We start from the raw sequence: 19,393 nt of genomic DNA, 5'->3' as shown, positions 1-19,393 counted from the left end.
AATATGAAAATAATAATTGTTGGCTGTGGGAATTTTGGAACCCGTTTAGCGAAATATTTAAATGGATTAAATCATGATGTTGTTATTATTGATAACCGTCAGGAAACGTTTAATAATTTAGATGATAACTTTACTGGGAAAACTATTTTAGGTATTGGTTATGACAAAGATATTTTAGAAAAAGCGGGTATTAAAACAGCAGATACTTTAGTTAGCTGTTCAAGCAGTGATGCAGTAAATGCAGTAGTAAGTCATATTGCTCATAATATTTATCATGTTCCTAATGTAATTGCCCGTATGTATGATAATAAAAAAGCTCGAATTTTTAGATCAATGGGAATCCACATTATTTCAGTAACAGGATTAGGTGTTGAAAGAATTATGGATTATATTGATACTAGTCGTTTGCAGGTAATTAAAAAAATCGGTGATGATAGTGAAATTAGAGTTGTAAAAATCAAAGCTGGTTTATCAATGATTGGTAAAACAGTTTTAGAAATTACTAGTCATGGCGAATTTGAAGTAATTGCTATTGAACGCTATGGAACAACTATGATTCCTTTAAAAGATACTAAAATTATGGAAAATGATGTTGTCTATTTTACTGTATTAGAAGAATCAATCAATGAATTTAAACAAGCTATTTTATAATTATGGAGGATAATATGAGAGTAATTATTATAGGTGGTGGCCAGGTAGGAACTTATATTGCTGGTTTGCTATATGAAAATCATGATGTTAAAGTAATTGAAAATCGTCCTAAATCAATTGAAAATTTTAAAAACTATAATCTACCAGAAGAATTACTAGTTGTTGGTGATGGTACCGATGTTGATGTTTTAGAAAAAGCTGGTATTAGAGAATGTGATGCTTTGGTCTGTGTTACTGGTCTTGATGAAATAAATTTAACAGCAGCAATGGTTTCTAAATTTGAATACGATGTACCACGAGTAATTGGACGTGTTAATAATCCTAAAAATGTCTGGTTGTTTAACTCAGGAATGGGAATTGATACTAAGATTAATCAAGCAGATATTATTGGTCATATGATTGCTGATGAAATGAATTATCAATCTTTAATGACTTTATTAAAATTATCAAAAGGTGATTATTCAATTGTACGTATTCGAGTAGATTATCATTCTAGTTACGTTGGAAAAACAGTATCTCAACTTGATATGCCTAATAACGCTTTATTGATCGCTATCTACCAAGACGATGAATTATTAATTCCTCATGGTGATACAGTAATTGAAGCGGGACAGAATATTTTAGCTTTTGGTGATGATCAGGCAATTGAAAAATTGAATCAAATTTTTACTAGTTAATATAATCTTAAAAAATTAGTTTTTATGCTATAATAAAGGTTCAAGGCAGGTGGATAAAATGTTACAACAAGGTGATAAAATAAATATAATTGCCTGTTCTAATGGCCTTTTAGATAGCCAAAGCAAGCAGATTGAAAACCTATATATGATTTTAAAAAAAGCTGGATTAATACCGGTGTTAAGTCCATATCTTTACCGTCAAGAATCAGTATTTGCCACTGATGCTAAAAATCGTGCTAAAGTGCTTATGGATAGTTATAATGATAATGAAATCAAAGCAATATTTGACGTTTCTGGAGGAAATATTGCAAATGAAATACTGGATTTACTTGACTATGATTTGATTAAAAGAAACCCGAAACCATTCTGGGGTTATAGTGATTTAACAACTGTTATTAATGCTTTATATCATCAAACTGGTCAATGTGAATATTTGTATCAAATTAGAAATATTCTTTTAAAACAGCAATATGATGATTTTAATAATAGTGTATTTTTAAATCAAAATGATTTATATGATTTTTCATATTGTTTTATTCAACAGACCCAGATGTCAGGAGTTGTAGTTGGTGGTAATATTCGCTGTTTTTTAAAGCTGGCTGGAACTAAGTATTTACCGGATTTTTCTAATCGAATTTTATTTTTAGAAAGCTATAGCGGTGATGTTGCGTTAATGACTACTTATTTAACCCAGCTAAAACAAATGGGAGTTTTTCAAAAAATTTCAGGATTGTTATTAGGAACCTTTACTGAGATGGAAAGAAATAATGAATATCCTGATATTGTAGCTTTAGCAACTAGAATTATTAATGATAAAAATCTAGCGATTGCTAAAACGGATGATATTGGACATAGTCGAAATTCAAAGTGTTTAATTATTGGTAAAGAATATCGATTAAAAAAATAGGTCAAGAAATATTTCTTGACCTATTTGCTTGCAAATTCAGCTAAAAATTGTTCATTTAAAGCAATTACTTTTTTCATAGCCTCAATTCCTGGGGCACCGATTGTATTTCGTTTATTAACACAAGTTTCAACGCTTATTGCTTCATAAATATCTTCATCAAATACATCACAAATAGCTTTAAATTCATCAATAGTTAAATCATCTAAATCTTTATTTTGTTCAATGGCATATAAAACTAATTTACCAATAATACCATGAGCATCTCTAAATGGAACGCCTTTATTAACTAAATAATCAGCGGCATCAGTAGCATTAGTGAAACCACCAGTAGCTGATTTACGCATTTTTGTTTTATTAAATGTAGTTGTTTTTAACATATCATTTAATAATTGTAAACATCCTTTAGTAGTTGTTAGGGCGTCGAAAAATAACTCTTTATCTTCTTGCATATCTTTATTATATGCAAGTGGTAGACCCTTCATTGTTGTAAGTAAGCTAGTTAAAGCACCATAAACACGTCCAGTTTTTCCTCTGATTAATTCAGCAATATCAGGATTTTTTTTCTGTGGCATGATTGAAGATCCAGTTGAAAAAGTATCATCCAGTTCAACAAATTGATATTCATTAGTATTCCAGATAATTATTTCTTCACTAATTCTTGACATATGCATCATCATTGTCGCCATGGCACTTAATAATTCGATTAAATAATCACGATCACTTACGCCATCAATACTATTTAAACATGGACCGTCAAATCCTAATAATTCAGCAGTATATTCGCGATCTAGAGGATAAGTTGTTCCCGCTAAGGCTCCAGATCCTAATGGACAGACATTCATACGTTTATATATATCTTCTAAACGACTGCTATCACGTTTAAACATTTCAAAATATGCGCCCATATGATGAGCTAAAGTAATTGGCTGGGCTTTTTGTAAATGAGTAAAGCCAGGCATTATTGTATCGATATGTTCTTTCATGATGTCATTAATAGTAATTAATAAATCATGAATTAAAGTATTTAACATCAAAATTTGATCGCGGGTATATAAACGCATATCCAAAGCAACCTGGTCGTTACGACTACGACCAGTATGTAATTTTTTACCAGTATCACCAATACGATCAATTAAAGTTGATTCTACAAAACTGTGAATATCTTCTTGAGTATTGTCGATTTTTAATGTGCCATTTTCAATATCGGCTAAAATCTGTTGTAATGCTGTTTCAATTTGTTGACCTTCTTTTTTAGTTAAAATCCCTTGTTTGGCAAGCATCTTAACATGAGCGATACTACCTTGAATATCTTGACGATAGAATGTTTGATCAAAACTGATTGATGCATTAAAGTCATAGACTAATTGATTGGTAGGTTTAGTAAAACGTCCACCCCATAGATTCATAAATTTCCTCCTTATAATAAAAGGGCATTAGCCCTTTTTATTTTTTATTATTTAATTTCATTGCTCTAACTTTAGTTGAAAGTCCATATAAAGTAATGAATCCTTCAGCATCATGATGATCATATAAATCACCAGTAGCAAAGCTTGCGATATCTTCATCATATAATGAATATGGTGAAGTAGTACCTTCTTTAATAATATTACCTTTATATAATCTAAATTTAGTTGTTCCGCTAACAACTTCTTGAGTTTTATCAACAAAAGCAGTTAAAGCTTCTCTAAGTGGTGAAAACCATTTAGCACCATAAACTAATTCTGCAAACTCTACAGATACCAAGCGTTTATATTTTAAAGTTTCACGATCAAGAACTAATTCTTCTAATTGGCGATGAGCTTCCATTAAAATAGTTCCCCCTGGAGTTTCATAAACACCACGAGATTTCATACCAACAACACGGTTTTCAACGATATCTACAATACCAATTCCATGTTTTCCACCTAATTCATTTAATTCTTCTAAAATAGCAGTTAGTGATTTAGCTTTACCGTTAATTTTAACTGGGACCCCTTTTTCCCATTCAAGTACGACATGTTCTGCTTCATCAGGTGCTTTTTCTGGTGAATTAGATAAAACTAATAAATGGTCATAATTTGGTGTATTTTCAGGATTTTCAAGTTCTAATCCTTCATGAGAAATATGCCAAATATTACGATCACGTGAATAACTTGAATCAGCTGAGAATGGTAAATCAATACCATGTTCTTTACAATATTCAATTTCAGATTCTCTAGAATCCATTGTCCATTTTGGATCACGCCAAGCAGCAATGATTTTTAAATCAGGTGCTAAGGCTTTGATACCAAGTTCAAAACGAATCTGGTCATTTCCTTTACCAGTAGCCCCATGACAAATTGCAGTAGCCCCTTCTTGTCTAGCTACATCTACTAATACTTTAGCAATTAAAGGTCTTGCAGTAGCAGTTCCTAATAAGTATTTATATTCGAAGACAGCATCAGCTTGAACAGTAGGCATAATATAGTCTTTAACATATTCATCAACTACATGTTTTACATATAATTTAGTTGCGCCACAAGCTTTTGCTCGTTCTTCAAGGCCGTCTAATTCATCGCCTTGTCCAACGTCGATACAACAGCAGATTACTTCATAGTCATAATTTTCTTTTAACCAAGGAATAATTGCAGTTGTGTCTAATCCGCCAGAGTAAGCAAGAATAACTTTTTCTTTCATCTAAAATTCCCCCTTAAAGTAACATTAAATTATCATTATAATAAACTAAAGTGTTTAAAATTGCAATGCTTTATCGTAATAATAACCATTTTATTAATTGTTCATATTATAGTAATAATGATAAAATAAAATTATCTAAAAATCGGGAGGGCTTTATGAATAAAATAGAAATAGATTATAAAAAAACATTAAAACTTGTCATAATTGCCATTATTGCATATTGGATTTTGAATCATTATCAAATAGTATTATCTTTGTTAAGTAAATTACTATCAGTTTTAATGCCATTTATTATTGGGTGCATGATTGCTTTTGTTTTAAATGTTTTAATGATAAGAATTGAAAAACAATTATCAAAAGTTATTGTAAATCCTAAGCTTAAAATCCTTAAGCGGGTTTTAAGTATTCTTGGTTCAATTGCTCTGGTTGTCGGAGTAGTGGCCATTATCATTATTTTAATTATTCCAGAACTTGTTAGCGCTATTAAAGTGATTGCTCTTTCTTTACCGGAAGTAATTGATAATTTACAAAACTGGACGGATAGTCATAGCATCTATTTACCACAACTAGAAAATCTGATTAATCAAATAGATGTTGAAAGTCTAGGAAATGAGTTATCAAAATTTGCTAAAACAGAATTTAGTGGTGTGCTTGATTCGACCATTGATATATTAGCTGTTATCGTAAATGGGATTGTAAATTTTGTTTTAGGACTAGTTTTTGCAATATATATCTTAATGTCTAAAGAAACATTAAAGGATCAGACTAAAAGATTAATTAATGCTTATCTACCAAGCAAAGTAGCTGATAATATATTTGAAGTAGCACGACTTTCTAGAACTACTTTTTCTAATTTTATTATTGGACAAACAGTAGAAGCTTTTATCTTAGGAGCGCTATGTACAATTGGAATGATTATTTTAGGATTGCCATATGCTCCAATGGTGGGTTCTTTAGTAGGAATTACAGCCTTTATTCCAATTATCGGTGCTTTTATTGGTGGGGCAATTGGAGCATTTATGATCTTTACGGTTGATTATATGCAAGCTTTTATCTTTATTATTTTCCTAGTTATTTTACAACAATTAGAAGGTGATTTGATTTATCCACGAGTAGTTGGGTCTACAATTGGCTTACCTTCAATTTGGGTTTTATTTGCAGTAACGGTTGGTGGTAGTTTATGGGGGATTACCGGAGTTTTATTAGGAGTACCAATAGTATCTGTAATTTATTCTTTAGTTAAAATACAAGTAAAAAATAGAGAGAAGCGACTGAAAGTTAAGGAGAATGTAGAGGTTATCGAATGATAACCTCATTTTTATTAAGATTCTATTAAAGTATATATTGGGGTGTTCTAAATGATATTTTAATGTGCTATAATCTATTTAGAAAATAATCTAAATAGATTTTTAGATTTGATAATTTGAGGGGGACTTATATGTTAAAAATTGAAAATTTAAGTAAGACTTTTGGTAGTAAAAAAGCAGTTGATAATTTATCACTGCATATAAAAAAGGGGCAAATATATGGCTTCATTGGTCATAATGGGGCTGGGAAAACTACAACATTAAAAGCAATTGCCGGAATACTACAATTTGATCAGGGTGATATTTTTATTGATGGTAAATCAATAAAAAACCAGCCGCTTGAATGTAAAAAAATCATGGCTTATATTCCTGATAATCCTGATTTATATGAGTATTTAACAGGGATTAAGTATTTAAATTTTATTGCGGATGTTTATGGTGTTAGCCAGCAAGATCGTCAAGAAAGAATAAAAAAATATAGTGAGATGTTTGAAATTGCTGATTCATTAAAAGAACCTATTAGTGCTTATTCACATGGGATGAAACAAAAATTAGCAGTTATTTCAGCATTGATTCATGATCCTAAATTGATTATTATGGATGAACCGTTTGTTGGTCTTGATCCTAAAGCTTCTCATTTGTTAAAAGAATTGATGCATGATTTATGTCAAGCAGGTGGCGCAATCTTTTTTTCAACCCATGTATTGGAAGTTGCTGAAAAACTATGTGATCAAATTGCAATCATAAAAAAGGGAAAATTAATTGTTTCTGGAAATACTCAAGAAGTCATTGGTGATGATTCGTTAGAAGAAGTATTTTTAGAGTTGGAGGATGACCATGCTTAAAACATTAGTGAAAATTCGTTTTCAGGGCTTGTTTTTAAAGTCAATGATGGGAAGTAAAAAGAAAAAACTTAGTATTGGAAAGATGATTTTATTTTCGTTGCTTTTTATCTATTTAGGAATTGTCCTGGTAGCTGTTTTTGGATATTTTTTTGATTTAATAATCGAACCATTTATTGCAAGTGGTTATGAGTGGTTGTATTTTGGATTAATGGCTTTGGTTGTTATTTTGTTTTGTTTTTTGGGGAGTATTTTTTATACTCAACAGGAAATATATGGGGCTAAAGATAATGATTTGTTGTTATCGATGCCAATTAAAACAAGAGATATTTTATTAAGTAGAATTTTAGTAGTTTTACTTTTGAATTATGTTTATGAAGCTTTAATTGCTTTACCGGCAATTATTGTTTATTATTTACATCAGCCTTTTAATGGTTTGCAAATGCTTATTTTTATAATTGTTTTTGTAACTTTGCCATTATTTGTTTTAGCATTAAGTTGTGTTTTTGGCTGGTTAATAACAATGATTTTAAAGAAGATACCTAGTAAAACTTTTATTACGATGGTTTTATCATTAGGAGTATTGGTAGCGTATTTTTATTTAGTAAATAAAATGCCTGAATATCTAGCTTCTTTAATAACAAATGGTGAAACGATCGGTGAAATTGTAGAAAGTAAATTATATCCAATTTATCACTTAGCTAAAGCTATTAGTGATATGAATTTATTTAGCCTGATTGTCTATTTATTAACGGCTTTAATACCGTTTGTACTTGTGATTTATTTATTGTCATTAAATTTTATTAAATTAACGACTTCAAAATCAGGAGTAAAGAAAGGAAAATTAAAACAAACAGATATTAAAACTAATGGTTTGAAAAAATCATTATTTATGCGTGAGTTAAGACATTTTACCTCTAATCCAATGGTAATGATGAATTCAGCTATTGGAATTGCTTTTACAATTTTTTTAGCTGGGGCTTTAATTGTAAAAAGCAATGATGTAAAAATTATTGTTCAATCAATATCTCCTTTATTACAAGGAACATTAAATGAGTGGCTCGTTGCTGGTTTGTGTTTAGTAATTATAGGGGTTAGTTCTTTTAACTATATTAGTGCTAGCTTGATTTCCTTAGAGGGAAATCGATTATGGATCATTAAATCATTACCACTTAAAACTAAAGATATATTAGATAGTAAATTGTTATTGCATATCGTACTTTGTATACCACCAGCAATTATCTTCTCTTTAGCGGGAATATATGTTTTTTCGCTTAATATTGTTGATGCATTAATAGTGATTTTGGTACCAGTGATCTTTATCGTTTTTGAAGCAATTTTTGGTTTATTGATAAATTTATGGAAACCAAAATTTGATTGGGTAAATGAGACAATTGTTGTTAAACAAAGTATGGCTGTAATGATTGCAATGCTTGGAACAATGGCTTTTGTTGTCTTGGTTGCCGGTGGTTATATTCTATTATTTAATGAGTTTATTAGTGCTATTAATTATACGTATTTAATTGCAGTAATTCTAATTGTTTTGGATATCTTTGGCTATTATTTATTGAATACCTGGGGTGCTAAACAATTCGCTAAATTTTAAGCTTGTAAATAAGAAATGTTAAAATTTGTTTGACAAAATCATTTTCCGTATTATAATATTAGTCAAACTCGATGACTAAAAGAGTAGTCTTAATGATGGTTTTAGCGAGCTAGCGTTGGTGGAAGGTTAGTAATCTAGTTAAGATAAAGCGCATTTACGAGAGGAAAGTGGGAAATAATAGTATCACTTTCGGGTTATCGCCCTTATCGATGAAAGTGGTCATAAGGTCAACTTATGATAATTAGAGTGGTAACGCGGTTAATTTCGTCTCTTGGTTCAAGAGACGTTTTTTATTTATATTAAAGAAATGGGGGACTAACAAAATGATTAGAGTAGGTATAGTAGGGGCAACTGGATATGGTGGTTGTGAACTAGTACGATTTTTATTAACACATAAAGACGTTGAGATTAAATGGGTTTCATCAAGGACATACACTGATCAAGAGTATAGTTCTGTTTATTCAAGTTATTTTAAATTATTAGATCAAAAATGTGTTGATGAAAATATTGAAGATTATTTAGATGATGTTGATGTTGTATTTTTTGCAACACCACAAGGGGTATGTGCTAAAACAGTTAATGAAAATGTCTTGAATAAAGTCAAGGTGATTGACTTGAGTGCTGATTATCGTATCAAAGATGTTGCAACATATGAAGCCTGGTATGGAATTAAGCATGCTTCACCACAATTTATTGATGAGGCTGTTTATGGATTATGTGAGATTAATCGTGAAAAAATAAAAGCAGCTCGTTTAATTGCTAATCCAGGATGTTATCCAACTTGTTCAATTTTATCAATATATCCACTTGTAAAAGCAAATTTAATTGAAACAGATACGTTGATAATTGATGCTAAAAGCGGAGTTAGCGGTGCTGGTAGATCTGCCAAAGTTGCTAATTTATATTGTGAAGTTAATGAAAGTATCAAAGCTTATGGGGTAACAACACATCGCCATACACCAGAAATTGAAGAACAGCTAGGCTATGTAGCTAATAAAACTGTTTTATTGAATTTTACACCACATTTAGTACCGATGAATCGTGGCATTTTAGTAACAGCTTATGCTAAATTGAAACCAGGTGTTAGTAAAGAAGATGTTGAAAAAGCTTATCAATGTTATGATGATGAATATTTTGTTAGGGTATTAAAACCAGGAGTTGTTCCTGAAGTAAGAAGTGTTAAGGCAAGCAATTTTGTTGATGTAAATTATCAAATTGACCCACGTACTAATCGCGTTATTATGATGGGAGCTATGGATAATTTAGTTAAAGGTGCTGCAGGGCAGGCTATTCAAAATATGAATATTATGTTTGGTCTTGATGAAAAAGAAGGTTTAATGTTAGCACCAGCAATTTTATAGGGGGAATAGAAATGAAAATAATTGAAACAGGAACTGTTACTTCACCAAAAGGGTTTTTTGGTGTTGGTGAACATGTTGGTATAAAGAAAGAAAAGAAAGATTTAGCTTTAATCTATAGTACTGTAGCTGCTAAAGCTGTGGGGACATTTACTCAAAACGTTGTTAAAGCGGCACCAGTATTATGGGATAAAATGATCGTTGAAAATTATGACCATGCTCGAGTAATTGCAATCAATAGTGGGGTTGCTAATGCTTGTACTGGTCAAGAAGGAATCGAAAATAATGAAGAGTTTGCTAAAATAGTAGCTGATAATTTTTCAATTAATAAAGAAGAAGTATTAATTTGTTCGACAGGAGTAATTGGTAAACAATTACCAATGGAAGTTATTAAAAATGGGGTTGAACAAGTTAAACCGTTATTAAAAGAAGATGGTGGGATGGATGTAGCAACAGCTATTTTAACTACAGATACTAAAGCTAAACATCTTGCTGTGGAAATTGAATTAGGTGGTAAAACAGTAACTATTGGGGCTTGCTGTAAAGGTTCTGGAATGATTCATCCTAATATGGCAACAATGCTTGGTTTTATTACTACTGATTGTAATATCTCTAAAACTTTATTAAATAAGGCTTTAAAAGAAATTATTCCTGATACATTTAATATGATTTCAGTTGATAGAGATACTTCAACTAATGATACGGTATTATTATTAGCTAATGGATTGGCTGATAATCCGGAAATTAATGAAGAAAATACTGATTATCAAGTATTTAAAGAGGCTTTATATTATGTTAATGAATTTTTAGCTAAAGCAATTGCTGGTGATGGAGAAGGGGCTACTAAATTATTAGAAGTACAGGTACATGGTGCTAATAGTATTAATCAGGCTAAAGTGATTGCTAAAAGTGTTTGTACATCACCATTAGTTAAAACAGCAATCTATGGTAATGATGCCAATTGGGGAAGATTGCTATGTGCAATGGGTTATTCAGGGGAACAATTTGACCCATATAATGTTGATTTAAAAATTGCTAGTGAGTTTGGAACATTACAATTAGTAGCTATGGGGATGGCAACTGATTATAGTGAAGAATTAGCAACAAAAATCTTGTCGAGCAGTGAAGTAAAAGCAATTATTGATATTCATAATGGAAATTATCAAGCGACAGCATGGGGTTGTGATTTAACATATGATTATGTAAAAATCAATGCTGATTATCGCTCATAGTTAATAAGGGGGAAATATATGGTACAAACAAGAACGATTGAACAAAGTAAAGCCCAAGTATTGGTTGATGCTTTAAGTTATATTCAAAAATTTAATGGGAACATTGTTGTTATCAAATATGGTGGCAGTGCCATGACTAATGAAGTAATAAAACATAGTGTTTTAAAAGATATCGCGGTATTAAAATCAGTAGGGATCAAACCGGTTATCGTTCATGGTGGTGGTAATGATATTAATAAATGGTTAACAAAAGTAGGGATTAAAAGTAATTTTAAAAATGGTTTACGGGTTACTGATAAAGAAACTTTAGAAGTTGCTGAAATGGTTTTATCAGGTAAAATTAACAAAGGGTTAGTTCAGCATATGGAACGAATTGGAACTCATGCTGTTGGTTTGTCAGGGAAAGATGGTAATTTAATTACAGTAAAAAAAGCATTGCCTAAAGGTGAAGATATAGGTTATGTTGGTGAAATTATTAATGTTGATATTAATTTAATTGAAACATTATTAGAAAAAGATTATACGCCAATAATTTCAACTATAGGTTTAGATAGTAAATATAATGCTTATAATATTAATGCTGATGATGTAGCGACAGCTGTTGCTCGCGGCTTGAAAGCAAGTAAATTAGTATTTTTGACAGATATTGAAGGAGTTTTAAAAGATCCAAATGATCCAAGTACTTTGATATCGGTTATTGATACTAAGTCAGCTAAAGAGTTGTTTGAACAAGGGGTAATTACTGGGGGAATGATTCCTAAGTTGAAGAATTGTCTAGATGCTGTTCAAGAAGACGTAAAAAAGGTTCATATTTTAGATGGTCGTCTTGAACATAGTTTATTGATAGAAATTTTTACAACTAATGGTGTTGGAACAGAAATTAAAAAATAACGAAGTGATTTTCATCATTTCGTTATTTTTTTAATGTAACAATATTAATTTGATTAGGACAAAATAAACGATATTCATAACCATTTTCCATTCCTAAACCATTAGAAATAATTAGTTCACTATCATCGATAGTATGTCGACCACTTACATAAGTAGATCCATTTGTTTTAGTAAACAAACCACCAATTATTGGTAATCGAATATAACCGCCCATAGTATGCCCTGATAGCTGTAATGCAATAGCGCTTTTAGCAGTTGTTGTAAAATAATCTGGTTCATGAACGACAGCTAGTTTATAGCTATCTTTGTTGTTATCGTTTAATAGACCACTAATATCACCATTGCTTTCTAAACCAAATAAGCTAATCGAAGCATTTTTGTAATAGATTGGTCGATATTCATTGTGAAGAACTTCAAAACCACCTTCATTTAATATGGCGGTAACATCAGTAGCAATTGTTAAATCTTTTTCACCTAAAACCGCAAATTTACCGAATTTAGAATTAATGTTTGATAAAGTACTGATTACTTTTTCAGTTTCAAAAGCACTACTTTGGAATAAATCACCACCAAATATCACCATATCAACATTTTGATCATTAAGCGAAGCCACAATTTCTCCTAATCGTTCAATATCACTACTATCTTCAAGATTAATATCACTTATAAAACCAATTTTAAAATTATTAAATTCTTCAGGTAAACTATCATTAGTAATAGTTGATTCTTGAATTTCATAGCCCTCTGGGGCAATAGAATGACTGTAATAATAAGTAAATCCAGCCAAGAGAATAATAATTACTAAAATTAATACTTTAATTATTCTAATCTTTTTTTTCATCATACCTTTTTATTCATGATTACTGGAATAATCATTGGATTACGTTTGGTTTTACGATAAAAATAAGAAGATAAAATATCACGGGTAGTATTTTTAATTTCTCCAAAAGTAGTTTTGCCCTGTAATAATTTTGATAAATTGACTTCAACTAAATGTTCAGCTTCCCTGATCATTTTAAAACTATCTTTCATATAAACAAAACCACGAGAAATAATAACTGGTCGACTTAATAATTTGCCACTACGAGAATCCATGCTAATCAAGATTGAAACCATACCATCTTCAGATAAAATCTGACGATCTCGTAATACAGCAGTTGATAAACCGCTAATATCATTACCATCAACATAAATATCTTCAACATGAATTCTTGGACCTAAACGTGCTGTTCCATTGTTTAATAATATAGTATCCCCGTTTGATAAAACAAAAGTATTTTCTGGTGGAATACCAACATCTTGTGATAATTCAGCATGAATTTTTAACATTCGATATTCACCATGAACTGGGAAAAAGTATTTTGGTTTTGTAAGTAGCATCATCAATTTCTGTTCTTCTTGTGAAGCATGCCCTGAAGTATGTAAATTATTAAAAGCAGTATTAGTTAAAACTCGAGCACCAGCTCTAAATAGTTTATTAACAACGACATTTACGCTATAGGCATTACCAGGGATCGGATTTGATGAAAATACTACAGTATCACCAGGTTTGATTTTAACAAATTTATGAGTTCCATTGGCAATTCGACTTAAGGCTGCCAAGGCTTCACCTTGGGAACCAGTACATAATATTAAAATTTCATTATCAGGTAATTTTTTAGCTTGATCATTTTTAATGAAAAAACGATCAGGACATTTAATGTATCCCATTGCTCTAGATACTTGAATATTATTTTCCATAGAACGTCCATAAACTAAAATTTTACGATTAAATTTTACAGCTGCTTCAACAATTTGTTGAACTCGATGAACGTTAGAGGCAAAAGTTGCTACAATCAAACGCCCCTCAGTTTTTCTAAATTCTTCTTGAACACTGTTAGCAACTATTTTTTCACTGATCGAAAAAGTTGGTACTTCAGCATTTGTCGAATCACTCATTAATAAGGTTACACCTGTTTCTCCTAAAAATGACATTTTTTGATAATCAGCAGGATCACCTACAGGTGATAAGTCAAATTTAAAATCACCAGTTTCAATAATTCGTCCATTTGGTGTATTAATAATAATTCCTAATGATTCAGGAATTGAGTGATTGGTTTTGAAAAAACCAATATTAAAATAACGTGAATGAATTTGATATTCATCATCAATTTCAATTATCTTAGTTGCATTAGTTAAACGTCGTTCTTCAAGTTTCCTTTTTATCATTGCACTAGCTAAAGGAGTTGCATAGATAAATGGTATTTTTACTATTTGTAGTAAAAAAGGAATACCACCAATATGATCTTCGTGACCATGAGTTATTAATAAACCACGAATTTTCTTTTCATTTCTTTTTAAATAAGTGTAGTCAGGAATAACATAATCGATTCCTGGTAAGCCTTCTTCTGCAAATTTAACCCCAGCATCAACAATAAAAATTTCATTATCATGTTCAAAGCAGTAGGTGTTTTTTCCAATTTCATTTAAGCCACCTAACGCAAATACTTTAGTATCGATGTTATTATTTGTTTTTTGATTATTGTTTTTTTTAGAATAGTTCTTTTTTCTTATCTGTGATTTGCCAGTTTGTTTATTATATGTCTTTGGCCTTTCTTGCATAAATTTCCTCCTTGTTTTATTTTGTCTTCTTTATTAAATAATTATAACATAAAATAAAAGACAAGAAACAAAGTTTCTTGTCTAAATAATCTTTTTACATGCAGCAATTGCTAATGCATGTGGTCCAATGTGACATGAAACACTTAATGATAACGGATCGCAAAAAATTATTGAATCATGATAGAGAGCTTCTAATTCTTGTTTTAATTCTAATCCTTGTTGACGGTCAAAAGTATAAGCTACACATAAATGAACATTTTTACCATGACCTTCAGGATCGATTCGTTCTTCAATGTCTTTTTTAATAGCATCAATCATGATCTTAGTTGCTTTTGACATTGTTCTACTTTTTGAAAAAGTATCTAATTTTTCGCCTTGGATTTGAAGAATTGGTTTGATTTTCATCATTCCACCTAAAATTGCTACAGCAGGTGTAATTCGCCCACCTTTACGAAGATACTCTAATGTATTTACAGTAATATAAATAGAAGCATTAAATTTATTAGCTTCAAGAATTTCTTTAATTTCTTCGGCTGATTTACCATTTTTAGCCATTTCAATAGCATCTAAAACATCCCATTTTTGAGTTACAGATATTCTTTGAGAATCAACTACTTGAACCTTACCGTCATATTCATTAGCTAACATGATTGCTGTTTGACAAGAACCGCTTAAGCCGCTAGACATTGGAATATGAACAATTTCATCATATTCTTGTAGTACTTCATCCCATAGTTTACTAACATCACCAACTAATGGCTGACTTGTAAATACTTCAGCACCATTCATCAGCTTTTCATAAAATTCATCTTGGGTTAAGTTGATATCTTCATAATATGTTTTGCCATCAATAGTAAAGGGCATTGGTAAAACTTTAATGCCTAATTTTTTACCTTCATCTTGGCTTATTCCAGAATTACTATCGGTAATAATTGCAACTTTACTCATAAAAAGCCTCCTATCTATAAACCATATTTTACTTAAAATCATAAAAAATGCAAACTATTTAATAGATTTATGATAATTAATAGACATATTATTGAATATGTCTATACTGTTCTATTTCTTGTAATACAGTTGTAACTTTGTTATACTACAATTAGAATCATAAAGAAAGGGGCTTTTTATGCAAATTGATCATAATAGTAATATTCCAATTTATGAACAGCTTTATCATCAATTATTAAAATATATTACAACTGGATTGTTACGCCCTGATGATAAGTTACCTTCTGTAAGAGAACTTTCATCATCATTACATATAAATCCTAATACTGTTGTTAAAGCATATCGTTTATTAGAAGAGCAGGGATTTATCCACTCTTTACCTGGTAAAGGGAGTTTTGTTAGTCGTAAGCAGACATTACAAACGGAGCTTTTTAAAAATCAGATTGATGAACTTATCAAGGAAATCGTCGTAAAAAGCAAATATGTTGATCTTTCTTTTGAACAATTATGTCAGCTTTTAGAGCGAGCATGGGAGGAATAGCAATGTTAGTTGTAAAAGAGTTATCGAAAAAAATTGGTCATAAACAAATTTTAAATAATATTAATTTAAATATACCTAAAGGTTCTATTTATGGCATTATTGGTGAAAATGGTGCTGGTAAGACTACTTTGATTCGTCACTTAGTAGGTGTTTATCAAGGTGATACTGGTTTTGTAGAATTAGATGGGATGCGTGTATATGAAAATCCAGAAGCTAAAGCTAGGATGGTATATATTCCTGATGAGTTTTTTGATGTCTTTGGAAGAAATATTAATGATATAAAAACTTTGTATCAAGGAATTTATCCTAATTTTGATGAAATTCGATATTTAACATTAATGAAGATGTTTAAGTATACAGGACGGGAAAATTTCAGTAAGTTTTCAAAAGGAATGAAAAAGCAAGTAATGTTTATTTTAGCACTATCTATTACTCCTGATTATTTGATTATGGATGAACCATTTGATGGTTTAGATCCTCACATTCGTAAAGTTATTTGGGATATATTGATAAAAGATGTTAGTGAACGTGAGATGACAATTTTTATTTCTTCACATCATTTAGATGAGTTAGATAGTATGTGTGATCATATTGCTTTAATAAGTAAAGGGAAAATAGTTTTTGGAGAATCATTGGAAAAATTAAAAGAAGGGTATCATAAATTACAGGTTGTTTTAGAAAATGGTGATGAAATGTATGCTTTGGAACAAGAATTAAATGTTTTGTCACATCAAATGATGGGAAGAGTTCACACATTGATCATAGTTGGAAATATTGAAAAAATTAATAAGACGGTCGCTAAATATCATCCAATTATTAGTGAAGTTTTACCTTTATCATTAGAAGATATCTTCTTGTATACTTTAGGAGGAAAGTATGATGAACTTAAGGAAGTCATGGGTTAATGTTTCATTATTAAAACTAATCATCAAAAACAATCTTTTCCCAGCTAAAATATCATTAATTATTTTTACCGCTGTTTATTTATTATCGCTGTTAGTGATCAACAGTGATTTTAATGTGATTTGTTTAATAGTTTTTGCTTTTAGTGCTGTAATCTTGACATTCATCTACCCTTGCTATTTACAAAGCTATCTGGTCGATAAAAATAAATCAGCATTGATTGTTTCATTACCATTAGATACTAAAACAGTCTGGCTAACAAATTATTTAGCAGGTTATTTAATAGCTTTAGTTACCTTATTATTAGAAGGAATAATGTTAGTTATAATGATGTTTGTTTTAAAACTTGATTATATTCCTAATAATCTTTATTTACGTTTTTTACTAACGATAATTATTTTATTATTTATTTACTATACTATTACCTTTTTAGTTTGTTGTATGTCTGGAAAAAGATTAGGGCAGGTTGCTTTTAGTATTATGTTTTATTGTATGCCGTTAATTTTAATTGCTGGTTTTACTTATATTAGCCCTAGATTAGTACCGATGACTATCGAAAGTGTTGATTCCTGGTATTATTTTATGATGATACCTTTAGCTGCAGGAATTGGTTTTATTCAAAATGGCAGCCATTACCTTTTAATACATTTTTTAACAGCTGTTTTGTTATTAATACTTAGTTATTATGTTTATAAACATCGTGAAAATGAATATGTTGGTGAACCGCTAGTATTCTTTAAAATTAGTATCTTTTTAAAAATGGGATTGATTATTGTTGGAACGATATTGTTTTTTTGTTTGATTCTAATAGCGACTAAATTTGATCTTAACTATGGAATATCTGGAATATTGATGATGTTTTTAATCTATATGATTATTGGTATTCTAGTATCTTTAATAGTAGAGGTTATTTTTAAAGGAAATCATATTTATCGTAATTTAGCGATCTATATCCCGGTTATTGCAATGGTATTTGGATTAAATTACTTGATTGTTAATGAAAGATATCTTAATTTTTATAAAAATGAAGAAAATCTTTTAGGCAGTATTAATAATATTTATCTTAGCGATTATAATTACTCATTGGAATTAGATACTGAAATGGTTAGAGACGTTCAAGATTATTTAAGTAAACATCGTAATAAGGTATATGTTGATGAGTATTTTGAAAAACAAAAAGAACGAATGTCTGTGCATATTTATAATGATAATGTAAGTTATGATATATTTGCTGATACTGATTTGATCGTTGATTTTTTTGAAAATGAAGGAAACAAGTATTTTGATGAGCTTTTTGAATATGATGATCTTGTGGATGAAAAATATGTATCAACGTATATAAATTTTGATGAATATCATGGGATAAATTTTTATTTTAATCAAGATGATATCAATAAATTAATGGCTTCTATCAATAATCAAAAAATTGTACCAAAAGATTTAATAGAAAAAGACTTTATTGAATTTTATGGTAGTCATGATAAGTGGATCATTCCATTAGATGATCAGCTTTTTGATATTATTAAGGATGAGGCATTTTTAAAACGTAGTATTTTTGTCGGTGAAGCTAATACATATTTATACGATTTGACATCAGAAATTGCTAGTACTAGTTATGCTCCACAGTTCCAAGCAGTTTTAGAAAATGTTGTTGGTGAAAAAATCAGTTTATATTATTTAAGTACAGAAACTGAATATGATTTTGGTTTAGAGGAATTTTCTGATACTCAGGTAATTTATAGTAGTTTATACAACGTTGTTACTCGAAGTGATGAAGAACACTCTATAGTTGTAAAATATACAGCAGAAAAAAATGGAGATACCTTTGCCGTAACTTCAATCGAGGCAGGTGAATTGGATGAATAACTTATATAAAAATGATTTGAAGCAATTAAAAAATGTCTTTATTATTTATAGTGGTTTTATTTTACTCGATTTGGTTTTATACTTTACTTCTTATCAAGACGATTTTCCAGTTACGATGTTAAAAGCAATAGTATTTATTGCTTCAATCATAGTTCCAGCTTTTAATTTACGTTATTTATTTGATTCAGGAAATTATTCACAGTATTTATCATTACCAATTACTAAAAAACAATCATTTATAAGAGCAATTAGACTATAAAATACAAGTGGCAATAAAAGAACGGTTAATCCACTAAGATATTTGATTATAAATGATTGTTTTTTAGTAATTGGTAATGATAAATACTGTGAATAATTTCCTGAATCAAATAAATAACGTAAATTAAAAGCTGGAACTATGATTGAAGC

General features: G+C 30.0%; 18 protein-coding genes, 1 pseudogene and 1 other annotated feature. Of the genes and pseudogenes, 13 read left to right on the top strand and 6 right to left on the bottom strand.

Going from position 1 to position 19,393, the window contains the following annotated elements:
* The first annotated feature begins 3 nt into the window (after positions 1 to 3).
* Genes B5E92_RS08535 through B5E92_RS08525 form a run of 3 tightly spaced genes read left to right on the top strand, consistent with a single transcriptional unit; the run spans position 4 to position 2,235 of the window.
* Positions 4 to 651, top strand: a complete 648-nt coding sequence (locus tag B5E92_RS08535) for a TrkA family potassium uptake protein (RefSeq protein WP_087301286.1) — start codon at positions 4 to 6, stop codon at positions 649 to 651.
* A 14-nt stretch (positions 652 to 665) separates the two neighbouring features.
* Positions 666 to 1,328: a TrkA family potassium uptake protein gene (locus B5E92_RS08530; protein ID WP_087301284.1), complete on the top strand. Its 663-nt coding sequence runs from the start codon at positions 666 to 668 to the stop codon at positions 1,326 to 1,328.
* Positions 1,329 to 1,386: 58 nt separating this feature from the next.
* A complete protein-coding gene (locus B5E92_RS08525; RefSeq protein WP_087301282.1) occupies positions 1,387 to 2,235 on the top strand; it encodes a S66 peptidase family protein in 849 nt (282 codons plus the stop codon).
* Between the two features lie 20 nt (positions 2,236 to 2,255).
* Here the strand turns inward: B5E92_RS08525 and argH are convergent, their stop codons facing one another.
* On the bottom strand, positions 2,256 to 3,641 hold the full coding sequence (argH, locus tag B5E92_RS08520; protein WP_087301280.1) for an argininosuccinate lyase: 1,386 nt from the start codon (positions 3,639 to 3,641) through the stop codon (positions 2,256 to 2,258).
* Between the two features lie 37 nt (positions 3,642 to 3,678).
* Positions 3,679 to 4,890, bottom strand: coding sequence for an argininosuccinate synthase (locus tag B5E92_RS08515; RefSeq protein WP_087301278.1), 1,212 nt, complete (start codon positions 4,888 to 4,890; stop codon positions 3,679 to 3,681).
* 155 nt (positions 4,891 to 5,045) lie between these two features.
* On the opposite strand from B5E92_RS08515, the gene B5E92_RS08510 reads away from it, so the two are divergent.
* From B5E92_RS08510 to argB, 6 genes are all read left to right on the top strand, one after another.
* Positions 5,046 to 6,197, top strand: a complete 1,152-nt coding sequence (locus B5E92_RS08510; protein WP_087301276.1) for an AI-2E family transporter — start codon at positions 5,046 to 5,048, stop codon at positions 6,195 to 6,197.
* 131 nt (positions 6,198 to 6,328) lie between these two features.
* Positions 6,329 to 7,042: an ABC transporter ATP-binding protein gene (locus tag B5E92_RS08505; RefSeq protein WP_087301274.1), complete on the top strand. Its 714-nt coding sequence runs from the start codon at positions 6,329 to 6,331 to the stop codon at positions 7,040 to 7,042.
* Positions 7,035 to 8,645 carry a hypothetical protein gene (locus B5E92_RS08500; protein WP_087301273.1) on the top strand — a complete coding sequence of 537 codons (1,611 nt, stop codon included), beginning with the start codon at positions 7,035 to 7,037 and terminating at the stop codon, positions 8,643 to 8,645. Before B5E92_RS08505 ends, B5E92_RS08500 begins: the two co-directional genes overlap by 8 nt.
* 62 nt (positions 8,646 to 8,707) lie before the next feature.
* Positions 8,708 to 8,920, top strand: a binding site (T-box leader).
* Between the two features lie 48 nt (positions 8,921 to 8,968).
* Positions 8,969 to 10,006 carry an N-acetyl-gamma-glutamyl-phosphate reductase gene (gene argC / locus B5E92_RS08495; protein WP_087301271.1) on the top strand — a complete coding sequence of 346 codons (1,038 nt, stop codon included), beginning with the start codon at positions 8,969 to 8,971 and terminating at the stop codon, positions 10,004 to 10,006.
* A gap of 11 nt (positions 10,007 to 10,017) precedes the next feature.
* On the top strand, positions 10,018 to 11,235 hold the full coding sequence (gene argJ / locus B5E92_RS08490) for a bifunctional glutamate N-acetyltransferase/amino-acid acetyltransferase ArgJ (protein WP_087301269.1): 1,218 nt from the start codon (positions 10,018 to 10,020) through the stop codon (positions 11,233 to 11,235).
* Between the two features lie 18 nt (positions 11,236 to 11,253).
* On the top strand, positions 11,254 to 12,126 hold the full coding sequence (gene argB / locus B5E92_RS08485) for an acetylglutamate kinase (protein ID WP_087301267.1): 873 nt from the start codon (positions 11,254 to 11,256) through the stop codon (positions 12,124 to 12,126).
* 22 nt (positions 12,127 to 12,148) lie between these two features.
* Here the strand turns inward: argB and B5E92_RS08480 are convergent, their stop codons facing one another.
* The 3 genes from B5E92_RS08480 to B5E92_RS08470 all read right to left on the bottom strand — a co-directional run bounded on the left by B5E92_RS08480 (position 12,149) and on the right by B5E92_RS08470 (position 15,675).
* Complete coding sequence (locus B5E92_RS08480) at positions 12,149 to 12,967, bottom strand: metallophosphoesterase (RefSeq protein ID WP_087301265.1); 819 nt, start codon at positions 12,965 to 12,967, stop codon at positions 12,149 to 12,151.
* A complete protein-coding gene (rnjA, locus tag B5E92_RS08475) occupies positions 12,967 to 14,727 on the bottom strand; it encodes a ribonuclease J1 (RefSeq protein WP_087301263.1) in 1,761 nt (586 codons plus the stop codon). The genes B5E92_RS08480 and rnjA overlap by 1 nt, the downstream gene beginning before the upstream one ends.
* A gap of 81 nt (positions 14,728 to 14,808) precedes the next feature.
* The gene (locus B5E92_RS08470; protein WP_087301261.1) at positions 14,809 to 15,675 is read right to left on the bottom strand and encodes a DegV family protein; all 867 of its coding nucleotides are present in this window, start codon (positions 15,673 to 15,675) and stop codon (positions 14,809 to 14,811) included.
* 178 nt (positions 15,676 to 15,853) lie between these two features.
* Here B5E92_RS08470 and B5E92_RS08465 point away from each other — a divergent pair, with 178 nt between their 5' ends.
* Genes B5E92_RS08465 through B5E92_RS08450 form a run of 4 tightly spaced genes read left to right on the top strand, consistent with a single transcriptional unit; the run spans position 15,854 to position 19,244 of the window.
* Complete coding sequence (locus B5E92_RS08465) at positions 15,854 to 16,216, top strand: GntR family transcriptional regulator (RefSeq protein ID WP_087301259.1); 363 nt, start codon at positions 15,854 to 15,856, stop codon at positions 16,214 to 16,216.
* A 2-nt stretch (positions 16,217 to 16,218) separates the two neighbouring features.
* Entirely contained in the window at positions 16,219 to 17,121 is a 903-nt protein-coding gene (locus B5E92_RS08460; RefSeq protein ID WP_087301257.1) for an ABC transporter ATP-binding protein, read from the top strand.
* Positions 17,096 to 18,985, top strand: coding sequence for a hypothetical protein (locus B5E92_RS08455; protein WP_087301255.1), 1,890 nt, complete (start codon positions 17,096 to 17,098; stop codon positions 18,983 to 18,985). Before B5E92_RS08460 ends, B5E92_RS08455 begins: the two co-directional genes overlap by 26 nt.
* Positions 18,978 to 19,244: a hypothetical protein gene (locus B5E92_RS08450; protein WP_087301253.1), complete on the top strand. Its 267-nt coding sequence runs from the start codon at positions 18,978 to 18,980 to the stop codon at positions 19,242 to 19,244. The genes B5E92_RS08455 and B5E92_RS08450 overlap by 8 nt, the downstream gene beginning before the upstream one ends.
* On the opposite strand, the pseudogene B5E92_RS15660 reads toward B5E92_RS08450, so the two are convergent.
* Positions 19,178 to 19,393 (bottom strand): annotated as a pseudogene (locus tag B5E92_RS15660) (hypothetical protein); the annotation flags it as partial. The gene B5E92_RS08450 and the pseudogene B5E92_RS15660 overlap by 67 nt on opposite strands.

This window comes from Erysipelatoclostridium sp. An15 (genome assembly GCF_002160675.1).
Classification (GTDB): Bacteria; Bacillota_I; Bacilli_A; order Erysipelotrichales; family Coprobacillaceae; genus Thomasclavelia; species Thomasclavelia merdavium.
This window is presented reverse-complemented; position numbering and strand designations above follow the sequence as displayed.